Raw genomic sequence first — 22,860 nt, forward strand, 5'->3', positions numbered from 1 at the left:
TCCTTTTTAGTTGTAGCAAAGATATAATGGGAGGAAGTTTTTCTAAATCACAAAAAATTGATTAATAAGTTGTATAATAAACTCAATAGCGTATATACTATAAGCATCAAAAAAAGTTGATGAAGGGAAGTGAACTACAGTGACACAAGATTTTAAGTTATATGAGAAAAAGTTTAAAGCGTTGGCTGATCAGAAGCGTTTAGAGATTATGTATGAACTTTGCCAGCGAGGCCAGACTTGCGTATGTGATTTAACAGAGATTTTTGAAATGACGCAATCTAAGTTGTCATATCATTTAAAGATTTTATTAGATGCAGGTTTAATTGTAAAAGAAACAAAAGGTACGTGGAGTTATTATGATCTAAATGATGCGGAAGTAAATAATTTATTATCAGAAGAATTATGTTGTATCTTTAGAAAAACAGGAAAGGGTAGCTGTTGTTAAAATTTTGCACTATTAATCAAAAAAAATTGATTAATAACATATAAAGAGGAGGAATAAGCTATGATATATGTTCACGTTGGTATAAACGTTACGAATTTAGAGAAGTCTATTGAATTTTACGAAAAGGTATTTGGTGTGTCACCAGTTAAGGTGAAAGTAGATTATGCAAAATTTTTATTAGAGACGCCAGGACTTAATTTCACGCTAAACGTACGAGATGAAGTGAATGGAAATCAAGTAAATCACTTTGGTTTTCAAGTGGATACAGCTGAAGAAATTACATTACATAAAGAACGATTAGAAAAAGAAGGTTTCTTTGCGCGTGATGAGATGGATACGACTTGTTGCTATGCAGTACAAGATAAGTTTTGGGTAACGGATCCCGATGGTAATGAGTGGGAGTTCTTTTATACAAAAGCAGATAGTGATGTTCACAAAATAGAAGATCCATCTTGTTGTACGACTTCTAAAGTAGTAGAAAAAAATTCTTGTTGTTAATAGGAGCTGGAAAATAAAATGAAACGTTTATCTTTTCTAGACCGCTATTTAACACTATGGATCTTTCTAGCGATGGCTGTTGGGATTGGTTTAGGGTTTGTGTTTCCTAGTGTAGTAGACGGACTACATACATTACAAGTTGGAACGACGTCTATTCCACTTGCTGTTGGTTTAATTGTAATGATGTATCCACCATTAGCGAAAGTTCGCTATGAGGAAATGGGCCGAGTATTTAAAGATGTAAAAGTGTTAGTTCTATCTTTAGTACAAAACTGGATTATCGGTCCGGTACTTATGTTTGTGTTAGCAATTATTTTTCTTCCTGATAAACCAGAATACATGGTTGGTCTCATTATGATTGGATTAGCACGTTGTATTGCAATGGTTATTGTTTGGAACGATCTTGCTGATGGGGATAAAGAGTATGCGGCAGGTTTAGTTGCTTTTAATTCGGTATTCCAAATGCTTTTTTTCTCAGTTTATGCATACGTATTTGTAACTGTAATTCCAGAATGGTTAGGGATTGAAGGGGCTATTGTCGATATTACAATGATAGAAGTAGCAAAATCAGTATTTATCTATTTGGGAATTCCTTTTATAGCAGGTATGTTGACACGCTTTGTACTAGTTAAGTTAAAAGGAAGACAGTGGTATGAAAAGGTGTTTATACCTAAAATTAGTCCACTTACATTACTTGCATTGCTATTTACGATCGTCATTATGTTTTCTTTAAAAGGAGAGATGATTGTTAGCGTGCCACTAGATGTGGTAAGAATAGCGATTCCGTTATTAATCTATTTTATTGTAATGTTTTTTGTATCTTTCTTTATGGGAAGAAAAATTGGTGCAAACTATCCGGTGACGACAACGTTAGCATTTACAGCAGGTAGTAATAACTTTGAGTTAGCAATTGCTGTAGCAGTTGGGGTGTTTGGTATTCATTCAGGCGCAGCATTTGCAGCAGTTATCGGACCATTAGTTGAAGTACCTGTAATGATTGCACTTGTAAACGTCGCTTTTTGGTTTAAGCGTAAATATTTTAATGATCAACCAGCATAATTTAAAAACAAAGGCGGAAAACAACATGGAAAACAAAAAGACAATCTATTTCTTATGCACAGGAAATTCATGCCGAAGCCAAATGGCAGAAGCATGGGGCAAACAATATTTAGGTGATAAATGGAATGTATATTCTGCAGGAATTGAAGCACATGGAGTAAATCCAAATGCAATTAAAGCAATGAACGAAGTAAATATCGACATAACAAATCAAACATCAGATATAATTGATGCAAACATTTTAAATAGTGCTGATTTAGTCGTTACGCTGTGTAGTCATGCGGATTCTGTTTGTCCATCTACTCCGCCGCATGTAAATCGTGTTCATTGGGGATTTGATGATCCAGCAGGAAAAGAGTGGTCCGAATTTCAACGTGTTCGTGATGAAATTGGTGAACGTATAAAGCGATTTTCTGAAACAGGGGAGTAAATAAAGGAAAGAGTCAATCTTCTATCTTATAGGGGATTGGCTCTTTTTTATTATGTATTTCATTTACTTATCGCATCGCTTTAAAACCACTCTTGAAAATAATACAGAATATTATGTGAAAGTGGTAAAGTTAGAATAGAACAGTTTAAAAAAGGGGATGTAACGTATGATCTGTGAACTAAGCAAGAATGATTTTTATAGGTGTAATAGTTTAGTGAATGAACAAGGTCAATTAGAGGTACGTGCTGTAATTGCAGGAGTGAACCCTGGTCGTATATTTGTAGATAATAGTACTGCTCCTAATTCGGGACTTATTTGGTTAGGTAATAATGATGGATTCTTCTTCATTGGAGATTCTGCAAATGAAGAGTTTAATAAAGAAATGAATCATTTTATTAATAATGTAATAGTACCTGAGGCGAGGAAGGTAGGACTAGATTGCTTTGAAGGAATCGGTAATCATTCAAAATGGAACAAAACAATTGAAAGAATATTTCAGCACCGTAAATTAAAGAGTTGGAATCAAAGAGTGTATACGCTAAGAAAAGAGGATTATGACAATCATCATGAGCCTAAATTTGAACAGGGATATACTGTGCTGAAAATGAGTAAAGCTCTCTATGAAAATAATAACAATACATTTAAGAATATTGATTTTTTACAATCAAAAATTTTAGAGTTTTGGTCTTCACCGGATTGTTTTTTCGATGAGGGAATCGGTTATTGCGTTGTTTATGATGATCTAATTGTAAGTGTATGTTTTTCAGGTTTTGTATTTGCAAATATCCATTGTATAGATATTGAAACGATAAAAGGTCACCAAGGGAGAAAATTAGCTCAAAAGATAGCGCATAGTTTTGTGAAAGATTGTTTGGAGAATGATATTATTCCATATTGGGACTGTATGGAATTGAACAAGCCTTCTGTTGCAGTTGTGGAAAATGTAGGGTTTACAAATGTATTTAACTATGTGGGATATTATTTTTTATTTGAATAATCTAGGTATACTTTACAATTTACACTTTGAGGTTGCCCAATCATTATATATATCTACAATTAAAAAAAGAAAGCATATGAGGTGTCCGAAAATGAAAATACAAATAGTATTGTTTGATGGTTTCGGAGAACTTGTCTCTTTCGCACCGTTTGAGGTACTGAAAAGAGCGATAGAAGAAGGGGCTCCATTTACAATTGAATTCGTTTCGAGTGAACAAAAACAAGAAGTTACGACTTCATTTGGAGTTACGGTTAAACTACATGATTTTTTACGAATGGATAATAGGCCAGATTTGTTAATTGTACCTGGTGGTGGCTGGAATCATAAAGCAGAGCATGGGGCACGAAAGCAAGCAGAGCTTGGTACTTTGACCGAAATGATTAGCGAGATGCACAATGCAGGAACAATTGTTGCTGGTGTGTGTACAGGAGGTATGCTATTAGCTGCCTCTGGTATATTGAACGGTCGAAAGGCAACGATGCACTATTTGGCACAGGATGAAATGAGTGAATACGGGGCAGAGCTTCTTCATTACAGAATTGCGGATCAAGGGGATATTATCACTGCAAGAGGAGTTACTTCAGGAGTTGATTTGGGACTTTGGATCACGGAAAGATTCGCAAGCCCTAAAATTGCGGCTGCCGTTGAATACAGAATGGAATATGAGAGGCGAGGTGTTGTTTGGAAGTAATTTGACTTCTTTTTTATCCCGCATTAACGGGCAGTAAGACTCCCACCACAAAATTCAACGAATGGGAGGGCTGCCCGTAAAAAAACAATGGATATGTACTAATAATCAGTGGGGGTGACAAAATTCCTACTGATTAAAGTTTCATTTTATAATTTTTCACCTTATTAAAAGTTGATTTGTTAGAAAGGATAATCATTTATTGATATAATGAATGGATGCGTGGCAGGAAATAGATAGAAAGATACTGCTAGTAATTTATACTTAAAATGTAGGGAGATTGAACAGAGTTATGGGGACAGAAAAAGAAATTAGTTCCGCTAAATTAATATGGAAGATGACGCGCCCGCATACATTAACGGCGACGTTTTCTCCTGTAATTTTAGGAACAGTGGCATCACTTTATGTTGCCAAAATTGATTGGCTGTTATTTATTGCGATGATGGTTGCATGTTTAGCATTGCAAATAGCAACGAACTTATTTAATGAGTACTATGATTTTAAACGTGGATTAGACACTGCTGAATCCGTTGGCATCGGTGGCGGAATTGTCCGTCATGGATTGAAGCCAAAAAATGTTTTAACAGTTGCGCTTTTATTGTATGTCGTAGCAGCTTTTATTGGCATTTATATTTGTATGAATAGTAGTTGGTGGTTAGTGGTTATTGGTTTAATTGGGATGGCAGTTGGCTATTTATATACAGGTGGTCCACTACCAATTGCGTACACCCCGTTTGGAGAATTAGTTTCTGGATTGTTAATGGGGACATGTTTTGTACTCATTGCTTTCTTTATTCAAACGAATACGATAACGATTGAAAGTGTATTGATTTCCATTCCAATTGGAATTTTAGTCGGTGCAATCAATATGTCGAATAACATCAGAGATATCGAAGAAGATATTAAAGGTGGAAGAAAGACATTAGTAATCCTCCTTGGGAGAGAGAAAGCTGTGGTAACACTAGCGGTAGCCTTTTTCATTGCGTATTTATGGATTGCCGTAATTGTATTAATGGGTTATATAAGCCCTTGGGCATTAGTTATGTTCCTAGGTTTGAGAAAGCCGATTTCTGCGATTCAAAGTTTCCAAAAAGGGGCAAAGGATCCTGGGTATATGCGCATCGCAATGAAATCAACAGCGATGACAAATACGATTTTTGGCTTCTTATTATCAGCAGGGTTATTAATTAGTTATTTGTTTTAAATAAAAAATATGGTTAAATAACTTAACCCCAGTTTCTCAATTTTAATATAGAGAAATTGGGGTTTTTATTTTGACTTTGTTTAATGTTAAAAACAGTTTCATTTGAAATGCAAATACCAATAAATTGCAACTTCATCATTTTCAATATCCAAACCTTTATAAACAAGAAAATCACACCCACCAATTACAAATCCGCATTTTTCATAGAACTTACATGCTGCGACATTATTATTTTGCGTTTCAAGCATGATACCTGGCATATTGCCTTTTTTTGCCCACTGCTTTGCTTGATCAACTAATCTTTTACCAACTCCGAGTGTACGATATTTTTTATCTACCGTTATATCTTCTATGTAAGCATAGTGGTTCCAATTCTTTTTCAATACCATTAATCCAATGATTTGGTTATGTAACAGTGCTATGTAAATGACTTGATTAGGTTTATTTATATATTCATTGTAAGCCAGTTCTTCATTATCATCTTGATTTTGTAAATAACTTTTTTCATAACTCGGAACGTCTTCTACTGTATATTCTATACGTTTATTTCCTTTGGAAAGAGAAAGAATTAACCGAGCATTCACTATAAAACTGTCATCAATCTCCGGGAGATTATCTAAATCATTTGTTTCTAACTCTCTAATTACAAGGTTCATCGGGGCACCTCCACATAATAATATTTCTTCTAGTTCTTCATTTGGTTCAAATGAATTCCAATTACAAAATTATAATAGAATTTCAATAGTACGGCTATCTTTGTATTTTATCTTTATACCAGCATGTTGTTATCTTGATATGAAAATATTGTTTAGAAAGAGTAGTATCTTTTATTTTGGATGTATATCCAGTTTTCAAATTTAACTGTAGTAGAGAAACAAATATTTTTTTAAAGAGTGGATGCCATACGCTATTCTTTAACTAAATTCGACATTATCTGCATTTTATCTTCACCTTCCTCTATTAATCTATTTATTGTAAACATCAGCTGGAGTTAATGCTCAGCTGTATAAATAATGAATATAAAAATTAATAGGGAAAGGATCGGAAAATAATGAAAGAATCACAAAGTAAGAAAAAAACAAGTCGACTAACTAAGGTAATAATATCTCTAGGAGTTGTTTTAGCAACGACCTTTTTCACCTTCTTTTTAATAGGAAAATGGAACTCTATCCCAGCGAAGGGAATAGCTAACGAAAGTAGTAATCAAGTTAACACGCAACAACAAGAAAAGAAAAAAGAAACACCACCAGCAAAACAGAAAAGACCTGATGGAAAACCGGTGGGAAAGGTTGTTTATTTAACATTCGATGATGGTCCTAGCGAACTAACTGGGAAATTTTTAGATGTACTAAAAGAGCAACATGTCGCCTCGACATTTTTTATGCAAGGTAGCAATTTACAAAATACAGGTTTTCAGGAAAACGTAAAACGAGCGGTAAAAGAAGGACATTATATTGGTGCTCATAGTATGACACATAATAGTGATAAGCTATACAAAAAAGGACAATTTGTACCGGAGATGAAAGAAACGTTAGCTCTTATCCATAATATTACGGGTACAACTCCTAAATTAGTTCGTCCGCCATATGGATCTGCACCAGGATTAAAGGGTGAGGAAATTCGTAACCAAATTGTAGAAGCAGCAATAAAAGTTTGGGATTGGACAATAGACTCAAATGATTGGAAATTAAAAGATAATCCAACTCAGATTATCGATAATGTAAAGAAACAGACAACAGAAGAAGTAGAAGTTGTTTTAATGCATGAAAAGGCGCAAACATTACAAGCTCTTCCTGAAATTATTAAATTTTATAAAGAGAAAGGGTATGAATTTGGTGTATATAATGACGAGGATCATTTTCGTCTAAACTTCCAAAAAGATCAACGTCTATAGTATAAACATAGTTATTTTAAAAAGGTGTTTTTATTACTAAATCAATAATTAAGCCAAAAGTCGATTTCCTATACGATAAAGAAATCGTCTTTTTTTATAAAGTTGACTTTTGGATCAAAAAGGTTTATTCTACTTGTGCAAGTGAATACTTACATTCGGGTTTGGATAAAGATTATGTGAAAGTTGGATGAAACGTGAATGAAATGACAAATACATCAGAACGTATTATTGAGGCTTTTTTAGAACTATTTCGTACTCATGGCTATAAGGGAACGACGACTCGCTCGATTTCGGAATTAGCGGGCGTAAACGAAGTAACGATCTTTCGGAATTTCGGAAGCAAAAAGAATATTATGGAAAAAGCTGTCGAATCTTTATCGCGTGATATGGAATTGAATAAATTAATGCCTGGAGAGATGACTTGGAATCTTGAAGATGACTTGTTATCTATTGCAGAAGGATATCTTGCATATATAGAAAAGTTAAAGGATTTAATTTTGATTAGTTTTCAGGAAGCTGAAATGTTCCCAGAGCTTAAAGAAAAAATTGCATTAATTCCTAAACAATTAAAAGATAATTTGGTTTCATATTTTATTGAGATGAGAGAAAAGGGAAAGCTTATTGAAACTGATATGGAAGCTCAGGCGATGAACTTTATTTGGATGAATTTCGGTTACTTTCTTTCTAACTCACGCTTCGGGGACAATTTATTTTCAAATTCAAAAGAGATTTTTCTAAAACATAGTGTCCAACTATTTTCTAGGGGGCTAACTCCCTAGGTCTTTTTTTACACCGGATGAAAGTAAGTACTTGCTATAATAAAACAACAAGGAGTACGACAATGAAAACTTTAAAAAATTTCTTTAAATTCCCCCCAACATTCATTGGAATTGCAACAGCATTTGCTTTTCTGTTAATTTTCTTTTGTGTGTGGATGACTGCATACGATGGTGTTACTGATCGGGTAAACCAATTAAAAATCGGATTAGTTAATGAAGATAATCAAATGGGAACTGATATTGAAAAAAGCTTGAAGGAAAATCTGCCCTTTAAAGTTAAAAGCTATAGCTCGGTAACGCACGCCCAAAAAGACATGGATAACAGGAACTTAGATATGGTTATTCAAATTCCTGCAAATTTCTCAAGCCTATTGAAAGAAAATAATACTACAGAGATTAACTATTTCATCAATCAAGCAAACTCATCTTTGGCAAAACAGATTATGGAAGGCGCGGCAAAGGATATTACGCAAACAGTTAATAAAAATGTATATGCGTATAAACAAAAGTTTATTTCATCTAACCTATCTAACGAACTAAGTACAGTGATACCGTCAGAAGAATTGGCCCAAAAGTTATCAGAAAACATTACGAAAGCTGTAAGTTCATTAAACATTGATTCTGTGCAATCATCTGTCGAAAAAACAAACAATACAGATGGCTTTGCAGCAACCATGATTCCATTTTTAATTGTTCTTGCTTCATGGGTTGGAGCTATGCTTATGAGTTTAAATCTTAATATTGTTGCAACAATATTAAAAAACACGCACGGAAAATGGTCTATATTTTTCTCAAGACAAGTTATTAATATTGTCGTATCTGTTATTTTAGCTATTATCACGTTATTATTGATGACCGTATTTAACGTTAAATTGAATACAAGCTTATTTGAAACATGGATCTTCCAAACTCTTGTCTTTTTCTCTTTCTTAAGCGTAACACAAATGTTTATCGTTCTATTCGGTCCTGCTGGTATGGTATTTAATATCATATCACTGTCAATACAATTAGTTACTTTTGGAGTAATTGTCCCAAAAGCATTGCTATCAAATTTTTATCAAACTGTAGGTTCTTTTTTCCCTGGAACTTATGTAGCCGATGGATATCAAACAATAATTTTTGGAGGGGGAAATCTATCACACGATATGAATATTCTTCTTTGCACTTCAATTATTACCATTCTTATAGCGGTGGGGAGAATTATGCTGCAAAGAGATAGTAAAAGTGAATTGATCAAACAAACTGCCAACAGATAAAAAGCTTGTGGTACATGTATAGGCTTCTTTTTCTGGTAGCCCCCGTACCTATCAAATTAAAACATTTATAGCACCCCAGAACGAAAATCCAGTGTGTATTTGACAGACAACGGCTTGTTTTTTCGTTTTGGGGTATTTGCTTTTTATAGTTCGATGGTGATGAGGGAGCACCACATTGCTAAAAAAAGAATTAATCTAAGATTTTTTCTTTTTTAGCTATATGTGTCCTAGAAATAAGTCTATACAGTTTATCAAAAATATTTACATACCTCCTCGCAAATATGTTAGAAAAATCTTTGTAGCACTTGAAAATGTTTGATGTTTTTTCCAAAGAATATTTAGTCCAGCCTCTAGCTTAGGAGATAGGGGGCGGAAGCAAAGTGTACTTTCCTCAGACGTATTCATAAGCTTATCAATACATAATGCGTAGCCTATATTTTCTTTTACGAGTAAGGATGCATTATAGAGTAAATTATATGTACCTATAACATTCAAGTTTTCAATTTCCTCTCCAAGCCATCCTGATAATTCATTACTTACAGCCGTTTGTCTTGATATGATAAGAGGTTTATTTAGTAAGTCTGTTGGATGGATATAAGCTTTTTCCGCTAAGGGACTGTCTTTTCGCATAAGTACGCCCCATACATCAGTAGCTGGCAACTTTAAGTAGTCATATTTTTGTTTATTTGCTGGCTCAATAACGATACCAAAATCTAATAAACCACTATCTAATTTTGTTGTAATGTCATCAGCGTTGCCGCTATATAAATGAAATTTAATGTTAGGGTGATGGGCAACAACTTTTTTTATAGTTTGTGCAATGAACTGCATTGCCTCTGTTTCTCCAGCGCCAATATGAATTTCTCCACTAATAATTTCAGATTTTTGGTTAAAATTAGCTTCTGTTTTTTTTACTAAATCCACAATTTCTTTTGCTCGATCTAATAAAAACATACCTTCGTCTGTTAAAGTGATTTTTCGATTTCCTCGCACAAATAAAGTAGTTCCAAGCTCTTCTTCCAGGTTGTTTAACTGTCTTGATAATGTAGGTTGAGATAAATGCAATGCATTTGCAGCAGCAGATATATTCTCTTGCGTTGCTACCGCAATGAAGTAGCGTAATACACGTATGTCCAAAAAACTCTTCTCCTTCGTATGCCTATTTGTTATGGGAATGTATTCAATATAGGTATTTGTTATCTCAATAATACCATTTTATAATCACATTACCAAAAGCATTGATAAGAAGTGAAAGAGGAGTTGAAGTGTTTTTTATGAAGAATTCAAAAAGTGTATTAATTTTTATATTAGCAGTAGGGGTTTTCGGTATTCTTAATACTGAAATGGGATATATTGGCCTGCTTCCGGCATTATCAGATCATTTTGATGTAAGTGTTTCGAAGGTAAGTTTAATGGTTAGTTTGTTCGCGCTCGCCATTGCTATTGCGGCTCCAACGCTTCCTTTAGTTTTTTCGGGTGTAAATCGAAAAACGGTTATGTTGTTCGTACTAGCAATCTTTATTATCGGCAACGTTATTTCAATTTTTACAACGAATTTTACAGTTGCTTTAGTTGCACGAGTAATTCCGGCTTTCTTTCATCCAGTGTACGTATCGATGGCTTTATCAGTAGCAGCAACTTCAGTTAGTGCAAAAGAAGCTCCAAAAGCAGTTGCCAAAGTGTTTATTGGGGTTTCAGCTGGTATGGTTTTAGGTGTACCGATTGTCAACTTTTTAGCAAATGTATTTACCCTTGAAATATCATTGACATTTTTTGCACTTGTTAATATTTTTGCGTTTATTATGACAATCGTATTTATTCCCTCTATGCCTGTTCAGGAAAAGCTTTCTTATGGTTCGCAGCTTAAGATTTTAACGAAAGGTATCACATGGCTATCCATACTTGCTGTAACTTTTTTAAATGGAGCGGTATTTGGAATTTATAGTTATCTAGCCGAATATTTAGATGTAGTTACGAAAATGTCGCCGTATATGATAAGTATCATGCTATTTGTTTATGGGATAGCAAATATTATCGGGAATATTCTTGCAGGGAGATTACTGACAATAGCTCCTGTCCGTACGGTAATCATTTATCCCATTGCTCTAATGATATTATATTTTGCCTTTTTCTTTGTATCAGATCTTGCGATACCAACTGCAATTTTTATTGTAATTTGGGGTGTTTTTGGCGGGATTGGTGGTAATGTCAATCAATATTGGATGATGTCTTCAGCACCTAATTCACCAGATTTCGCTAATGGATTATTTTTAACTTCTTGTAATTTAGGGACTACAATTGGTACTGGGATCGCAGGGATAATTATTGCACAAATTGGAACGAAATATATTTTATTTGTAGGCATGTTTGCATTAGTATTAGGGTTTATTTGTATTCTGCTTCGAAATATGTTGTATAAATCTACAAATGCCTAAGTGCTATTTTGCGTTACATTACTAAGGAAAAGCGCATTTAATATAAAAGGGACTCTTAATTTTATAAGAGTTCTTTTTTGCAATCCCAATAAATTCTTCTCAATAATTGAAAATAAAATCAATCCGGATTATTATATTGTTATTGTAAATTTATTTTATTGAAGGAGGATACATAGATGAAAAGCTCAAAAGGCTCTATTGAATCAGAGATAAGCAAAGCAATTACTCACTGGGAAAAGGATTACCTAGGACGCGGGTCTATATCCGTTAAGACAGATATATTACGGGATATGATTATCGTAAATTTACAAGGTGTTTTAACGCCGGCTGAATATAGTGTTTGCGAAACAAAAGACGGGATGCTAACGATAAAGAAGAATCGTTCGGAGCTAGTTGAATCTGGAATTGATGATCTGAAAGAGATTATACTAGAATTAACTGGAGAGAAAGTGAAAAGCTTTCATACGGATATAAGCTCCCGTACAGGCGAACGAGTAATGATTTTTAAATTGCTTCATAATCTTGAGGAGAAATTTTAAAAATACCTTAAGGTTAGTGGAAGGATTAAGAAACCTACAAGTTTTGCACTTTATTAACAGGCTAATAATTAAAAACTTGAAGTTATTTAGGTATAATAAATCTTAATTCTAATAACTCTTAAAAAACGAATAAAGAAATTGACAAACTGCTTAATATGGTTTATCTTATAATTGTTTTAAAAAATTGATAGATGCTCATTTTAACAGTTTGCTATAATTAAGGCTTTAGCATTTTTTTAATATGTAATATTGACTAAATGAAAAAGTTTCTTAATTAAAAGATAGCGTATAACATAAATTGATATATTGATTGCATAATCTAGGAGATCAGAAATATACATTTCTTTTTAATAGGAGTAATACATACATTATTATCCTCTATAAAATGGGAGCTCTTCAAAAAACTTTATTGAAGTTAGTTGAAGGGAAACCGACAATCTCCATAATTCAATGATGATATAAAATCATTGAATTATGGAAGTTGTCGGTTTTTTTTATGGAAAAAAACGATGCACTAAAAAGAGTGAATGAAAATTGAAATTTAAAAAACTATCGTAATTAAAAGGAATTTTTATAGGTTATTTTCGCTTAGAAGGGAGTATTTAACATGTTAATTTCGCTGAGTTCATCAACACTGTTAACATTATTTTTTATAGCGCTTAGTGCTTCTTGGCTAAGTGGATTATTGTTTTTAAATGCAAGGATGCCTTTACGTTTTGTTCATATCCATATTGGTATCGCTGCTTTGCCTTCATTGATTTCTTTACTCGCACTTGTTAATAACAATGGAGATAGAGTTGTGGGGCCTTGGCATCTAGATACTTTAGCTTGGTTAATGGCTTTCTTTGTTCTTACAATTGGTTTAATCATTCAGCGTTTTTCTGTACGTTACTTAATGGGAGATCGCTCATATCGAAAATACTTTGTACTTTTTACATTTACTACAGGTGTATCTTCGGTTGCATGGTTAAGTGATGATCTTCGTTTCATGATTATTTGTTGGGGAGCAACGCTTATAGGATTGGTTCTACTCATAGGGCTAAATAAAGGGTGGAAAGTAGTTAGTGAAGCAACTAAAATCTCTGGCTATTTATTTACAATAAGTTGGATTGCGTTGCTATCAGCTATCATTTGGCTTTTTCAAGTAACTGGACAGTGGCAATTAACATCAGTTTTAACGAATGAAAATGTAGCGCTACATGGAACATTGGAGAGAACAGGAATTAACTTATTAATTATATTAGCGGTGATGATTCCAGCAGCACAATGGCCTTTTCAAAGATGGTTAATTGAGTCCGCTGTTGCTCCAACTCCTGTTTCTGCTATTATGCATGCGGGTTTAGTAAATGCTGGCGGTATCATGTTAACTAGATTTTCACCTCTTTTTCATGATGATATTGCACAAATAATTTTACTAATTTTCTCTAGTATTTCTGTCTTGATAGGTACAGGAATTAGTTTAGTCCAAGTTGATTATAAACGTCAGCTAGTAGGTTCAACTATTGCACAAATGGGATTTATGCTTATTCAATGTGCATTAGGCGCCTATTTAGCGGCTGTTATTCATTTAATTTTACATGGTTTGTTTAAAGCTACACTGTTTTTACAAGCTGGTTCTTCAGTGCAACGTTTTGGGGTAGTGAATCAGTCTAATGAAAAGATGTCCAATTTATGGATTATAGTCGGGCGTGTTTTAGGATTATTTATAGCAATTACTTTCTGGTTTATGACTTTTGGAGAGGGGTATCAACTAGTTAGTGCGTTAATCTTAGGCTGGTCACTATACTTTTCATGGAAACAGCTTGTTGTTTTTGGAGAGGGAAGAATGGGACGAATTGCTGGCGTAATTGTTTTGATTGGATTTTCTCTCATTTACTTTACCGTTCATAATTCTCTTTATAAATGGTTGCATACTGATATTTATCAAAGTGTTCAACCTTCAGCTCCAGCCGTTATCTTTGTTATATGTATTTTACTATTTAGTAGTGTTACTAGTACTTTCGTTACTCGTCATCAATCTTCTACTTTATTCGCTGTACTTTATCTTTGGTTAGTTCGAGTAGGTGAAGCGAGAAGAAAATCAGTAGAAAGTCACCCAAGCTATCTGAAACATTATGTATCAAAGGGAGGTAATTCGTGATGAGCATATCGTCAATATTAAAGAAAGATACAAACATTGATATGCAAGAAAATAATATAAATGATTTAGTTGCATCTGCTAGCCGAGTTATTGCACCACTTTGGCCTATCTCTACGTTTGCAGCTCACCACCCTTGGATGGGACTTGAAAAGCAATCATTTGAACAAGTCGCAAATTGGCTAAAAGAAGCTCGTAATGTGGATATGTATCCTAGTACTTCCATGATTCATTCGGCAAAAGCGAAAGGTGAGATTGAGGAATCATTTTTACAAAGTAGTTTGTCTCGTTGGCTGGATTCACAATCTTTTCATATTCCGCGAGACAAAGTAGAGCGATTTTGCCAAGCGGCTTTAAAGTTAGAAAAATTACCTTCTAGTCTATTATCATCGCCAGAATTAAATAAATTGGCAGAAGAAATGAGTTATATAAATACAGCAAATATGAAAGCCTCTGTTATGCAGCCAATAAGTTCGCTTATAGAGAATCAAAATAGTGAAAACCTATCTGATATTCTTAATTATCATATCATTAAATGGTGTAAATTATATCTTGATGACTCCGGATCAAGTTGGACGATGCCAAATCGAGAGAAAGGTTTTTATCGTGCATGGCAACACCTTATTACATTTGATCCAGCGCTCAGTAAAAATGAGCGTAAAGTTTTAAAAGATTGGCCACAAGATGCCGAAGTAGCTTTAGCGAGAGCGTTATTTGAACTAGGAATTTCTGAATCTAACATACAAGCTTATCTTGAAGGGCACTTACTTTCTTTACCTGGGTGGGCAGGAATGATACGATGGCGCTCACAACAATCAATTCAGGAACAGGGGCTTTTAATAGAATATTTAGCAGTTCGAATTTCTATGGAGCTGGCTATTGCAAAACCTTATTTACCTTTAAAAAATCAAAAGGTTGAGAAAAAAGTTTCGATCGTCCCACTTATAGCTTCTTGGATCTATTGGGGGAATATTTCAACACGGGAATGGTCACAAATGTCTGCAGCTGAACAAAGCGAATTGTTAGCATTTGCATATCGTTTTGATGAAAATATTCGCAGGAAACTTTGGCTGGAAGCTTGGGAACAAACGCATGCAGAGCAATTAAGAGAGAAGATTGCTTCTAAACAACGTGCAACCAATGATAAAAAGCGTGTATTAGCTCAATTAGCATTTTGTATTGATGTACGTTCAGAACCGTTTCGTCGCCACTTAGAAAAACTAGGTCCGTTTGAAACGTTTGGAATAGCTGGTTTCTTTGGGTTACCAATTGCGACTAGTGAACTAGGTAGTAATGACAGCCATCCTTCCTTGCCAGTTATACTGAAACCGAAGCATCAAATAAAAGAGCTTACAGATGAAAATGAATTTAAATCTTATGAGCAACGTAAGAGGGTAGGCAGTTCGGTGCGTTATACATTTAAAACGATGAAACAGAACGTACTGACAAGTATGGCGCTACCTGAGTTAAGTGGTCCTTTACTTGGTCTACAGATGGTGACAAGAAGCTTTGTCCCAAGAGGAGTTGGTGGTTTCATTCGTAAACTTCGTAAAACTATGTTACAAAAACCTGATACAACATTCTCGCTTAATCATGTTCATGACACAAAAGGTGAGATACCTATCGGTTTTACGAAAGAAGAAAAAGTGAACTATGTGCGTCAAGCTTTAAAAATGGTGGGACTGACAGAAAAATTTGCTCCTTTAGTTGTAATGTGCGGACATAGTAGTCAAAGTACGAACAACCCTTATGCTGCAGCACTTGAGTGTGGTGCTTGTGGCGGAGCAGCAGGAGGATTCAATGCAAGAGTTTTTGCGACTTTATGTAATCTTCCAGAAGTGAGAGAGGCGTTGTTTGCTGAAGGCATTAACATTCCTAAGGATACCATTTTTGCAGCAGCTGAACATAAAACAACAGTGGACGAATTGGAATGGATTTACGTCCCAGAACTTTCGAAAACTGCGCAAGAAGCGTTTGATTGTATCGAGACGATTATGCCAAATGTGAGCCAACATGCAAATAGAGAACGTTTAACGCAATTACCTAATTTTAAAACGAAAATAAAAAATCCGAGTAAAGAGGCACATCGATTTGCAGAAGATTGGAGTGAAATACGTCCAGAATGGGGATTAGCGCGTAATGCATCTTTTATTATCGGACAGCGTGAATTAACTCAAGATTGTGACTTAGAAGGCAGGGCTTTCCTTCATAATTATGATTGGAAACAGGATGAAAGTGGCGATATATTAGCTAACATTATTGCAGGACCAGGAACAGTTGCACAGTGGATAAATCTACAATATTACGCATCAACTGTAGCTCCTCATTATTATGGTAGTGGAAATAAAACAACCCAAACCGTAACGGCGGGTCTCGGTGTTATGCAAGGGAATGCTAGTGACCTGTTGCCAGGCTTACCTTGGCAATCGGTTATGCAGTCAGATAGTGAGACGTATCATTCACCACTTCGTTTACTAATTGTCATTCAAGCACCTATTGAATATATAGAACGTTTGTTAAATAATGATTTCACATTTCGAGAAAAAGTTCAAAATGGATGGGTTAGACTTGCAAGTGTTGATCCAGAGGGAAGCTGGAAAAACTGGTAACAATTATTATTGTTACTAGCTTAAAAGTTTCATAAATACAATAATGAAGAAGGAGTGCTCCATATGAATTCAAAGAATAAAAAAGTTTTATTATTAACAGACATTGAACACGGAATAGAGCCTAGTATCCAACAAGTAACTAACATTCAACAAGAAAACATGTTGACTATACACAGCTATGATTCTGTAATTGTACATCCTTATGGAGATATAATGAGATCTATTATTATTGCTATTTATCAAGAAAATGTTAAAGAAATTTTTGTTGTCGGAATAGAGGATAAAGAAACTTCTTCAGTTAATCTACAAACTCAACGTGATTTCATAAAAGATAATATAGAATTAGACTATCTCTTTAAAAATTGCATGCCTGAATTTTCAAGTGGTAGCCTTAATCAATGGCTGAGTGCACAAAAAAATGTTAGTGAAAATATTGAAAAGAGTATAGATATGATCCGTCATCATCCATTAGTACCTTCTGATATTGAAGTTCATGGTTTCATAATTGATAGAACGGGTGAAAAAGAAACGGTTGTTAAAGTTTTTGCTAATAAAGTACTGAAACAAATGCATTCTTATGTGTAAGTTATCGATAGATAAGCAACTTTTATTTGGACTTGTGTCCTTTACAAAGAGCAAAAGAAATCTTCTATAAATGGGGATCTTTTGCTCTTTTTGTTTGAATTTTTAATGTGTTTTATAGGAGATACCTAATATGTACATAATAAAAATATATAACTTTTTGCATAAAATTTTAAGGACGGATTAGCAGGTGATAATAAAGTTAATCGTAAAATAGAAGTGTATATTGTGATTGATCCCGTATTAACGGGCAGCCCTATTGGTGAGGGCTGATTAAAGTTTCACTTTATTTTAAGATTATTACTAAAAAGAATGGAGATTCTTTAATTATGAGAATAAAACAGTTAAAACCTAAAGTGATATGGAAAAAAAGAATGTTGCTAACTCTTTTTATTGTTTTCGGATTGATTATTGCGGGGGTTGTTTTTTGGAATGTTTCACCTATTCCGAAAGCGTTTCTCATAAAAAAAGCATTTGAAGGTGGAATGTTTGTTCAATCTAATAATTATAAAAACGCTCTAAAAGAGACACGAATTGTTAAAGATATCAATTATAATTCTAAATTTCCTGATGGTACATTAGATATTATTTATCCCAAAAATTTTATAGGGAAAACACCTGTTATTTTTTGGGTGCACGGGGGTGGATTTGTAGGTGGAGATAAATCAGACATTACTGGTTATGCAGTAGAATTAGCTGCTCGTGGTTATACAGTGATAAATATAAATTATGCTCTTGCTCCTAAAAGAAAGTATCCTACACCAGTACTACAACTTGGTGAGGCTTATGAATATATAAAAGCAAATGCAAAGAAATATAATGTAAAACTAGATGACCTATATTTTGCAGGAGATTCTGCGGGAGCGCAAATATCTGGACAATTTGTTACTATTCAAACATCTCCAGATTATGCGAAATTAACCGGGATTGACGCTGTTGTTGCTCCTTCTACAATTAAAGGTATATTGCTATTTTGCGGCCCTTATAATATGCCTGCATTAGCTAAAATGGAAACATCCAAAGAAGTGCAAGACTTTATGCGTACTACTGGCTGGGCTTACTTTGGGAAAAAGAAATTTGAAACATTACCTGAAATGGAAATCGCCTCTATTTATAAACACGTTACAAAAGATTACCCACCAACGTTCATCACAGATGGAAATACTGCATCATTTGAAGAGCAAGGTAAAGCATTAGCTTCTACTTTACAAAATAAAGGAATACCTGTAGATACACTTTTCTTTGATAAAAATATCTCTGGCGAGTTAGCACATGAATTTCAATTTAAAATGAACACTCCAGCAGGTGAAGAAGCTTTTAACCAAGTTCTTAAATTTCTAAATGAAAATAAATAATATATATACTATTAACTTTTTATAAGCCTAGTTTAATACCATATATGGGTGAACAAAATATTGCATTAATAATCTAATGGTAGCAAAAATAAATTTGATAAGAAGTATATAGTAAGAATGATTTGGAGATACAGATGGGGATATAACTATTTTATTTAGGACGGTGCACTTTAAATGGATTTACAGAAAGGGAAATTATATTGGAACACAACTTTTTCTAATACATCTTCTTATCCTCGCTTGGAAGAAGATATAAAATGTGACGTACTAATAATAGGAGCAGGAAGTTCAGGTGCTCAATCAGCATACTATTTGAGTGAATCAGATTTAAATATTGTTGTCGTTGATAAAAGAAAGGTAGGACACGGGAGTAACCTTACAAATACAGCACTTATTCAATATTTAGGTGACAAGATGTTTTTTGAACTTGTAAATACATTTGGAGAAGAGTATGCAGTTAAGCATATGAAATTATGTGAACAAGCTATTAATGATATTGAATATGCTGATCAAAATTTGCCTTATTGCTCTGATTTTAAACGACGTGACAGTTTATATTATGCAAGTTATGAAGAGGATATAAAGAAATTAGAAAAAGAACTGTATTATTTACATAAGCATGATTTTAAAGCGACTTGGCTATCAGAGGAACAAATTGGACAGAGATATCCATTTAAAAAACGTGCAGCTATTTATACGTATAATGATGGTGAAATAAATCCTTATAAATTTACACATAGTTTATTAGAACAAGCTGCTAATAAAGGAGTTCAAATTTATGAAGATACAGAGATTGTTGGCAAAAAGTTAGAGAAAGAATGTGCTATCTTTTATACAAAGGGGGGCAATTCTATTACTGCCAATAAAGTAATTGTGGCTGCAGGATATGAAGGGTTGGAATTTAAAAAGGAAAAGAACGCTACACTGATTAGCTCATATGCAGTTGTTACTAATCCTGTAGAAGATTTATCTTCTTGGTATAAACGTACTCTCATTTGGGAAACTGCGAGACCATATATTTATATGAGAACTACTGCAGATAACAGGATTATTATAGGTGGGTTAGATGAAGATACAAACATTGCTCAAGAAAGAGATTCAAAATTAATCCATAAAAAAGAGAAATTAGTAAATGAATTTAATAAGCTCTTTCCCAATATAACAGTTGAACCTGAATTTTATTTAAGTGCTTTTTATGGTGGTACTCATGATGGTTTACCTATAATTGGAATGTATGAAGAGTTTCCAAATTGTCACTTTATCTATGCGTATGGAGATAATGGATTAGTATATAGTATGGTGCTTTCTAAAATTGTTCGAGATATAATTATTAGCGGTTCAAGTCCGGATTTGAATTTATATTTACAAACTAGACCAAAACTAAATGAGTAAGCTACATGTATGCAAAATCAAGGTAGTATAAAAAAGTAATAGTTTTTACGGTTTTAATTACTTTATATAGGAAGCAATTCTACAATTATAATCTCTCCAATATATTTGGGGGGATTTATTTTTTTCTTATGATTTATTGAAAAATAGTCTAATTAGACTATAATGAGTATATAGTTTAATTAGACTATATATTTTATTGAGTGTGAAAAAAGGAGGAAAGAGGTATGGTTGCAAAAGAGAGCAACTTACGCTTAGTGATAGCTGGGTTAATGCTAGGCATTTTAATGGCTGCAATGGATAATACAATTGTTGCCACTTCAATTGGTACAATTGTCTCAGATTTGGGTGGATTGGATAAATTCATCTGGGTTACTTCTGCTTATATGGTTGCAGTTATGGCGGGTATGCCTATTTTCGGGAAATTATCTGATATGTATGGTAGAAAGAGGTTTTATATTTTTGGTTTATTAATCTTCTTAATTGGTTCTGCATTATGTGGTACTGCGCAAAGTATTGTTCAGCTAAGTATTTATCGTGCAATTCAAGGTATAGGTGGGGGGGCACTGATGCCAATCGCCTTTACCATTGTATTTGATATTTTTCCTATTGAAAAAAGAGGGAAAATGACTGGATTATTAGGGGCCGTATTTGGTTCTTCAAGTGTATTAGGACCTTTATTAGGTGCGTATATAACAGAAAATATTAGTTGGCATTGGATTTTTTACGTCAATATTCCAATTGGTCTAATGTCATTAATTTTTATTTTAAAAGCTTATAAAGAAAATAATCCACCTACTAAGCAAAATATTGATTGGTGGGGGGCGATAACACTCGTCATAGCAGTAATTAGCTTAATGTTCGCTTTAGAGTTGGGAGGAAAAGAATTTAAGTGGGATTCGATACAAATCATTGGGTTATTTGCATTGTTTATTGTATTTTTTGTTGGCTTCCTATTGGTAGAAAGAAAAGTGAAAGATCCGATAATATCATTTTGGATGTTTAAGCGTAAGGAGTTTGCAATATCACAAATTATTACGTTTTTCTATGGAGCAACATTTGTTATTTTAACAGTATTTATTCCTATTTTTGTTCAGGCTGTATATGGTGGAACAGCAACTAATGCTGGATTAATTTTAACCCCAATGATGTTAGGTTCTGTAGTAGGTAGTGCAATTGGTGGAATATTTCAAACGAAAATTAGTTACCGTAACTTGATGTTATTATCTATAATATCCTTTGGGATAGGTATGTATTTGTTAGGAACGATGGATCCACAAACAAGCCGTGTACTTTTAACGATATACATGATTATAACGGGGTTTGGAGTTGGATTTTCGTTCTCTTTGCTTCCCACAGTTTCTATTCATAATATGGAACCGAGATTCCGTGGCTCAGCTACTTCAACAAATTCATTCTTTCGTTCACTAGGTATGACAATTGGAGTAACGATTTTTGGCTCCATTCAAAATAGTACCTTTACAGCTAACTTAAAGGATGCTTTTAAGGGAATAGAACATGGTTCCAGCATGTTAAATAATCTAGGTGATCCAAGTGCAATATTTCGCTCAGATGTAAGGTCCAGTATACCTACTTTTATTCTTGAAAAGGTTATAGCTGCTATGTCATCTTCCATTACTACTGTTTTTCTATTAGCTTTAATTCCAATTATCGTTTCGTTTATGGCAATATTATTTATGGGGAATGTCAAAGCTGGTACAAAGGATAATAAAGTGAATTTGAAGTTATAAATTTTATAAAACAAAAAGATTCTTTACTTATTTTTAGCTTATACTATTGGTATAGGTTATTAAGGAGTGGAGAGTTATGAATACAAAGCTTTTTATGCTGGGTCTTCTTATGGAGAAAAATAGGCATCCGTATGAAGTCCAGCAACTTTTAAAAAATAGTGAAATGAAATATTATATAAAAATTACTAAAGGCTCTTTATATTATACATTTGAGCAACTTGAAAAGAAGGGTTTTATAGAGGTTGTTGATATTATTCGTAATGAACAACGTCCTGAACGAACTATTTACGGTATTACTAAAAGTGGTAAACAAGAATTTGAACATTTATTATTAGAGCAAATGATAAAGAAAGAGGATATGCATCGTCCTATATATGAAGCGCTACTTTTTGCACAATATGGGGAAGAAGAATTAATTCTAGAACAGCTAAAAACTAAAATTTCTCAACTGACGTTATATCTTACTACCCTTCAAAAAGTATATGAAGAGAAGTGTGGAAAAGAGAGTGTAGCTAAGTTATATATATTATCTAGTGTCATTTTACATTTAAGAACAGAGTTAAAAGTTTTACAGAGTTTATATAACACTATAAAAAATGAAAAGATAGATAATATTGGAAATGATGTACTTAGAGAGATAGAAAATCAATGTTTATAGTGACAGATATTATAAAATAAAGAAAAGTATAATATTTTAATTTATAAATTAAAAACGTTAATTTGGACAGGTCTAATAGTATAGGGAACTGTCCATTTTTAATATGTAAATTCTCCATTCAATGTTAAGAAATCTTAATATTTTTGTAGGGTGAA

21 protein-coding genes are annotated in these 22,860 nt (G+C 33.6%); 19 read left to right on the forward strand and 2 right to left on the reverse strand.

Going from position 1 to position 22,860, the window contains the following annotated elements; all coding sequences use genetic code 11:
- Positions 1 to 139 precede the first annotated feature (139 nt).
- From arsR to menA, 7 genes are all read left to right on the forward strand, one after another.
- Positions 140 to 445, forward strand: a complete 306-nt coding sequence (arsR, locus tag ACS2CR_RS16985; protein ID WP_002101104.1) for an arsenical resistance operon transcriptional regulator ArsR — start codon at positions 140 to 142, stop codon at positions 443 to 445.
- Positions 446 to 505: 60 nt separating this feature from the next.
- Positions 506 to 943, forward strand: coding sequence for an ArsI/CadI family heavy metal resistance metalloenzyme (locus tag ACS2CR_RS16990; RefSeq protein ID WP_000640876.1), 438 nt, complete (start codon positions 506 to 508; stop codon positions 941 to 943).
- 18 nt (positions 944 to 961) lie between these two features.
- A complete protein-coding gene (gene arsB / locus ACS2CR_RS16995) occupies positions 962 to 2,002 on the forward strand; it encodes an ACR3 family arsenite efflux transporter (RefSeq protein WP_000826532.1) in 1,041 nt (346 codons plus the stop codon).
- Between the two features lie 25 nt (positions 2,003 to 2,027).
- Positions 2,028 to 2,432 (forward strand): arsenate reductase (thioredoxin), encoded by a 405-nt coding sequence (arsC, locus tag ACS2CR_RS17000; protein WP_000428354.1) that lies wholly within the window; start codon positions 2,028 to 2,030, stop codon positions 2,430 to 2,432.
- Between the two features lie 166 nt (positions 2,433 to 2,598).
- The gene (locus ACS2CR_RS17005; protein WP_000562836.1) at positions 2,599 to 3,429 is read left to right on the forward strand and encodes a GNAT family N-acetyltransferase; all 831 of its coding nucleotides are present in this window, start codon (positions 2,599 to 2,601) and stop codon (positions 3,427 to 3,429) included.
- 91 nt (positions 3,430 to 3,520) lie between these two features.
- Positions 3,521 to 4,120 carry a DJ-1/PfpI family protein gene (locus tag ACS2CR_RS17010; protein ID WP_000701557.1) on the forward strand — a complete coding sequence of 200 codons (600 nt, stop codon included), beginning with the start codon at positions 3,521 to 3,523 and terminating at the stop codon, positions 4,118 to 4,120.
- A 289-nt stretch (positions 4,121 to 4,409) separates the two neighbouring features.
- Positions 4,410 to 5,321, forward strand: coding sequence for a 1,4-dihydroxy-2-naphthoate polyprenyltransferase (gene menA, locus ACS2CR_RS17015; protein ID WP_000536384.1), 912 nt, complete (start codon positions 4,410 to 4,412; stop codon positions 5,319 to 5,321).
- A gap of 98 nt (positions 5,322 to 5,419) precedes the next feature.
- On the opposite strand, the gene satA is transcribed toward menA, so the two are convergent.
- On the reverse strand, positions 5,420 to 5,977 hold the full coding sequence (satA, locus tag ACS2CR_RS17020) for a streptothricin N-acetyltransferase SatA (protein WP_001054991.1): 558 nt from the start codon (positions 5,975 to 5,977) through the stop codon (positions 5,420 to 5,422).
- Between the two features lie 395 nt (positions 5,978 to 6,372).
- On the opposite strand from satA, the gene ACS2CR_RS17025 reads away from it, so the two are divergent.
- The 3 genes from ACS2CR_RS17025 to ACS2CR_RS17035 all read left to right on the forward strand — a co-directional run bounded on the left by ACS2CR_RS17025 (position 6,373) and on the right by ACS2CR_RS17035 (position 9,250).
- Positions 6,373 to 7,215, forward strand: coding sequence for a polysaccharide deacetylase family protein (locus tag ACS2CR_RS17025; protein ID WP_048568429.1), 843 nt, complete (start codon positions 6,373 to 6,375; stop codon positions 7,213 to 7,215).
- A 194-nt stretch (positions 7,216 to 7,409) separates the two neighbouring features.
- A complete protein-coding gene (locus ACS2CR_RS17030; protein WP_001004645.1) occupies positions 7,410 to 7,994 on the forward strand; it encodes a TetR/AcrR family transcriptional regulator in 585 nt (194 codons plus the stop codon).
- Between the two features lie 62 nt (positions 7,995 to 8,056).
- Entirely contained in the window at positions 8,057 to 9,250 is a 1,194-nt protein-coding gene (locus ACS2CR_RS17035; RefSeq protein WP_074644063.1) for a YhgE/Pip domain-containing protein, read from the forward strand.
- A 261-nt stretch (positions 9,251 to 9,511) separates the two neighbouring features.
- Here ACS2CR_RS17035 and ACS2CR_RS17040 read toward each other — a convergent pair whose 3' ends face one another.
- Positions 9,512 to 10,387: a LysR family transcriptional regulator gene (locus ACS2CR_RS17040; RefSeq protein WP_053514245.1), complete on the reverse strand. Its 876-nt coding sequence runs from the start codon at positions 10,385 to 10,387 to the stop codon at positions 9,512 to 9,514.
- A 137-nt stretch (positions 10,388 to 10,524) separates the two neighbouring features.
- Here ACS2CR_RS17040 and ACS2CR_RS17045 point away from each other — a divergent pair, with 137 nt between their 5' ends.
- The 9 genes from ACS2CR_RS17045 (at position 10,525) to ACS2CR_RS17085 (ending at position 22,705) form a co-directional block, all read left to right on the forward strand.
- Positions 10,525 to 11,685 carry an MFS transporter gene (locus ACS2CR_RS17045; protein WP_053514253.1) on the forward strand — a complete coding sequence of 387 codons (1,161 nt, stop codon included), beginning with the start codon at positions 10,525 to 10,527 and terminating at the stop codon, positions 11,683 to 11,685.
- A 176-nt stretch (positions 11,686 to 11,861) separates the two neighbouring features.
- Entirely contained in the window at positions 11,862 to 12,224 is a 363-nt protein-coding gene (locus ACS2CR_RS17050; protein WP_000842548.1) for a DUF2294 domain-containing protein, read from the forward strand.
- Positions 12,225 to 12,831: 607 nt separating this feature from the next.
- Positions 12,832 to 14,364, forward strand: coding sequence for an NADH dehydrogenase subunit 5 (locus tag ACS2CR_RS17055; protein ID WP_053514246.1), 1,533 nt, complete (start codon positions 12,832 to 12,834; stop codon positions 14,362 to 14,364).
- On the forward strand, positions 14,364 to 16,970 hold the full coding sequence (locus ACS2CR_RS17060; RefSeq protein ID WP_053514247.1) for a DUF2309 domain-containing protein: 2,607 nt from the start codon (positions 14,364 to 14,366) through the stop codon (positions 16,968 to 16,970). Before ACS2CR_RS17055 ends, ACS2CR_RS17060 begins: the two co-directional genes overlap by 1 nt.
- A 63-nt stretch (positions 16,971 to 17,033) precedes the next feature.
- Entirely contained in the window at positions 17,034 to 17,555 is a 522-nt protein-coding gene (locus ACS2CR_RS17065) for a hypothetical protein (RefSeq protein ID WP_001086248.1), read from the forward strand.
- A gap of 326 nt (positions 17,556 to 17,881) precedes the next feature.
- Entirely contained in the window at positions 17,882 to 18,907 is a 1,026-nt protein-coding gene (locus ACS2CR_RS17070) for an alpha/beta hydrolase (protein ID WP_053514248.1), read from the forward strand.
- A gap of 174 nt (positions 18,908 to 19,081) precedes the next feature.
- Complete coding sequence (locus tag ACS2CR_RS17075; protein ID WP_000365648.1) at positions 19,082 to 20,299, forward strand: NAD(P)/FAD-dependent oxidoreductase; 1,218 nt, start codon at positions 19,082 to 19,084, stop codon at positions 20,297 to 20,299.
- A 224-nt stretch (positions 20,300 to 20,523) separates the two neighbouring features.
- Entirely contained in the window at positions 20,524 to 22,047 is a 1,524-nt protein-coding gene (locus ACS2CR_RS17080) for an MDR family MFS transporter (RefSeq protein ID WP_053514249.1), read from the forward strand.
- 76 nt (positions 22,048 to 22,123) lie between these two features.
- On the forward strand, positions 22,124 to 22,705 hold the full coding sequence (locus ACS2CR_RS17085) for a PadR family transcriptional regulator (protein WP_001093176.1): 582 nt from the start codon (positions 22,124 to 22,126) through the stop codon (positions 22,703 to 22,705).
- Positions 22,706 to 22,860: the final 155 nt, after the last annotated feature.

This window comes from Bacillus cereus group sp. BceL291 (assembly GCF_051776705.1).
Lineage (GTDB): Bacteria > Bacillota > Bacilli > Bacillales > Bacillaceae_G > Bacillus_A > Bacillus_A cereus.

Bases quoted from the DNA above. Each gene is read 5' to 3' on its own strand.
- ACS2CR_RS16990 (WP_000640876.1), top strand. From the start codon at position 506: ATGATATATGTTCACGTTGGTATAAACGTTACGAATTTAGAGAAGTCT.
- arsB (WP_000826532.1), top strand. From the start codon at position 962: ATGAAACGTTTATCTTTTCTAGACCGCTATTTAACACTATGGATCTTT.
- arsC (WP_000428354.1), top strand. From the start codon at position 2,028: ATGGAAAACAAAAAGACAATCTATTTCTTATGCACAGGAAATTCATGC.
- ACS2CR_RS17005 (WP_000562836.1), top strand. From the start codon at position 2,599: ATGATCTGTGAACTAAGCAAGAATGATTTTTATAGGTGTAATAGTTTA.
- ACS2CR_RS17010 (WP_000701557.1), top strand. From the start codon at position 3,521: ATGAAAATACAAATAGTATTGTTTGATGGTTTCGGAGAACTTGTCTCT.
- menA (WP_000536384.1), top strand. From the start codon at position 4,410: ATGGGGACAGAAAAAGAAATTAGTTCCGCTAAATTAATATGGAAGATG.
- satA (WP_001054991.1), bottom strand. From the start codon at position 5,977: ATGAACCTTGTAATTAGAGAGTTAGAAACAAATGATTTAGATAATCTC.
- ACS2CR_RS17025 (WP_048568429.1), top strand. From the start codon at position 6,373: ATGAAAGAATCACAAAGTAAGAAAAAAACAAGTCGACTAACTAAGGTA.
- ACS2CR_RS17035 (WP_074644063.1), top strand. From the start codon at position 8,057: ATGAAAACTTTAAAAAATTTCTTTAAATTCCCCCCAACATTCATTGGA.
- ACS2CR_RS17045 (WP_053514253.1), top strand. From the start codon at position 10,525: ATGAAGAATTCAAAAAGTGTATTAATTTTTATATTAGCAGTAGGGGTT.
- ACS2CR_RS17050 (WP_000842548.1), top strand. From the start codon at position 11,862: ATGAAAAGCTCAAAAGGCTCTATTGAATCAGAGATAAGCAAAGCAATT.
- ACS2CR_RS17055 (WP_053514246.1), top strand. From the start codon at position 12,832: ATGTTAATTTCGCTGAGTTCATCAACACTGTTAACATTATTTTTTATA.
- ACS2CR_RS17060 (WP_053514247.1), top strand. From the start codon at position 14,364: ATGAGCATATCGTCAATATTAAAGAAAGATACAAACATTGATATGCAA.
- ACS2CR_RS17065 (WP_001086248.1), top strand. From the start codon at position 17,034: ATGAATTCAAAGAATAAAAAAGTTTTATTATTAACAGACATTGAACAC.
- ACS2CR_RS17070 (WP_053514248.1), top strand. From the start codon at position 17,882: ATGAGAATAAAACAGTTAAAACCTAAAGTGATATGGAAAAAAAGAATG.
- ACS2CR_RS17075 (WP_000365648.1), top strand. From the start codon at position 19,082: ATGGATTTACAGAAAGGGAAATTATATTGGAACACAACTTTTTCTAAT.
- ACS2CR_RS17080 (WP_053514249.1), top strand. From the start codon at position 20,524: ATGGTTGCAAAAGAGAGCAACTTACGCTTAGTGATAGCTGGGTTAATG.
- ACS2CR_RS17085 (WP_001093176.1), top strand. From the start codon at position 22,124: ATGAATACAAAGCTTTTTATGCTGGGTCTTCTTATGGAGAAAAATAGG.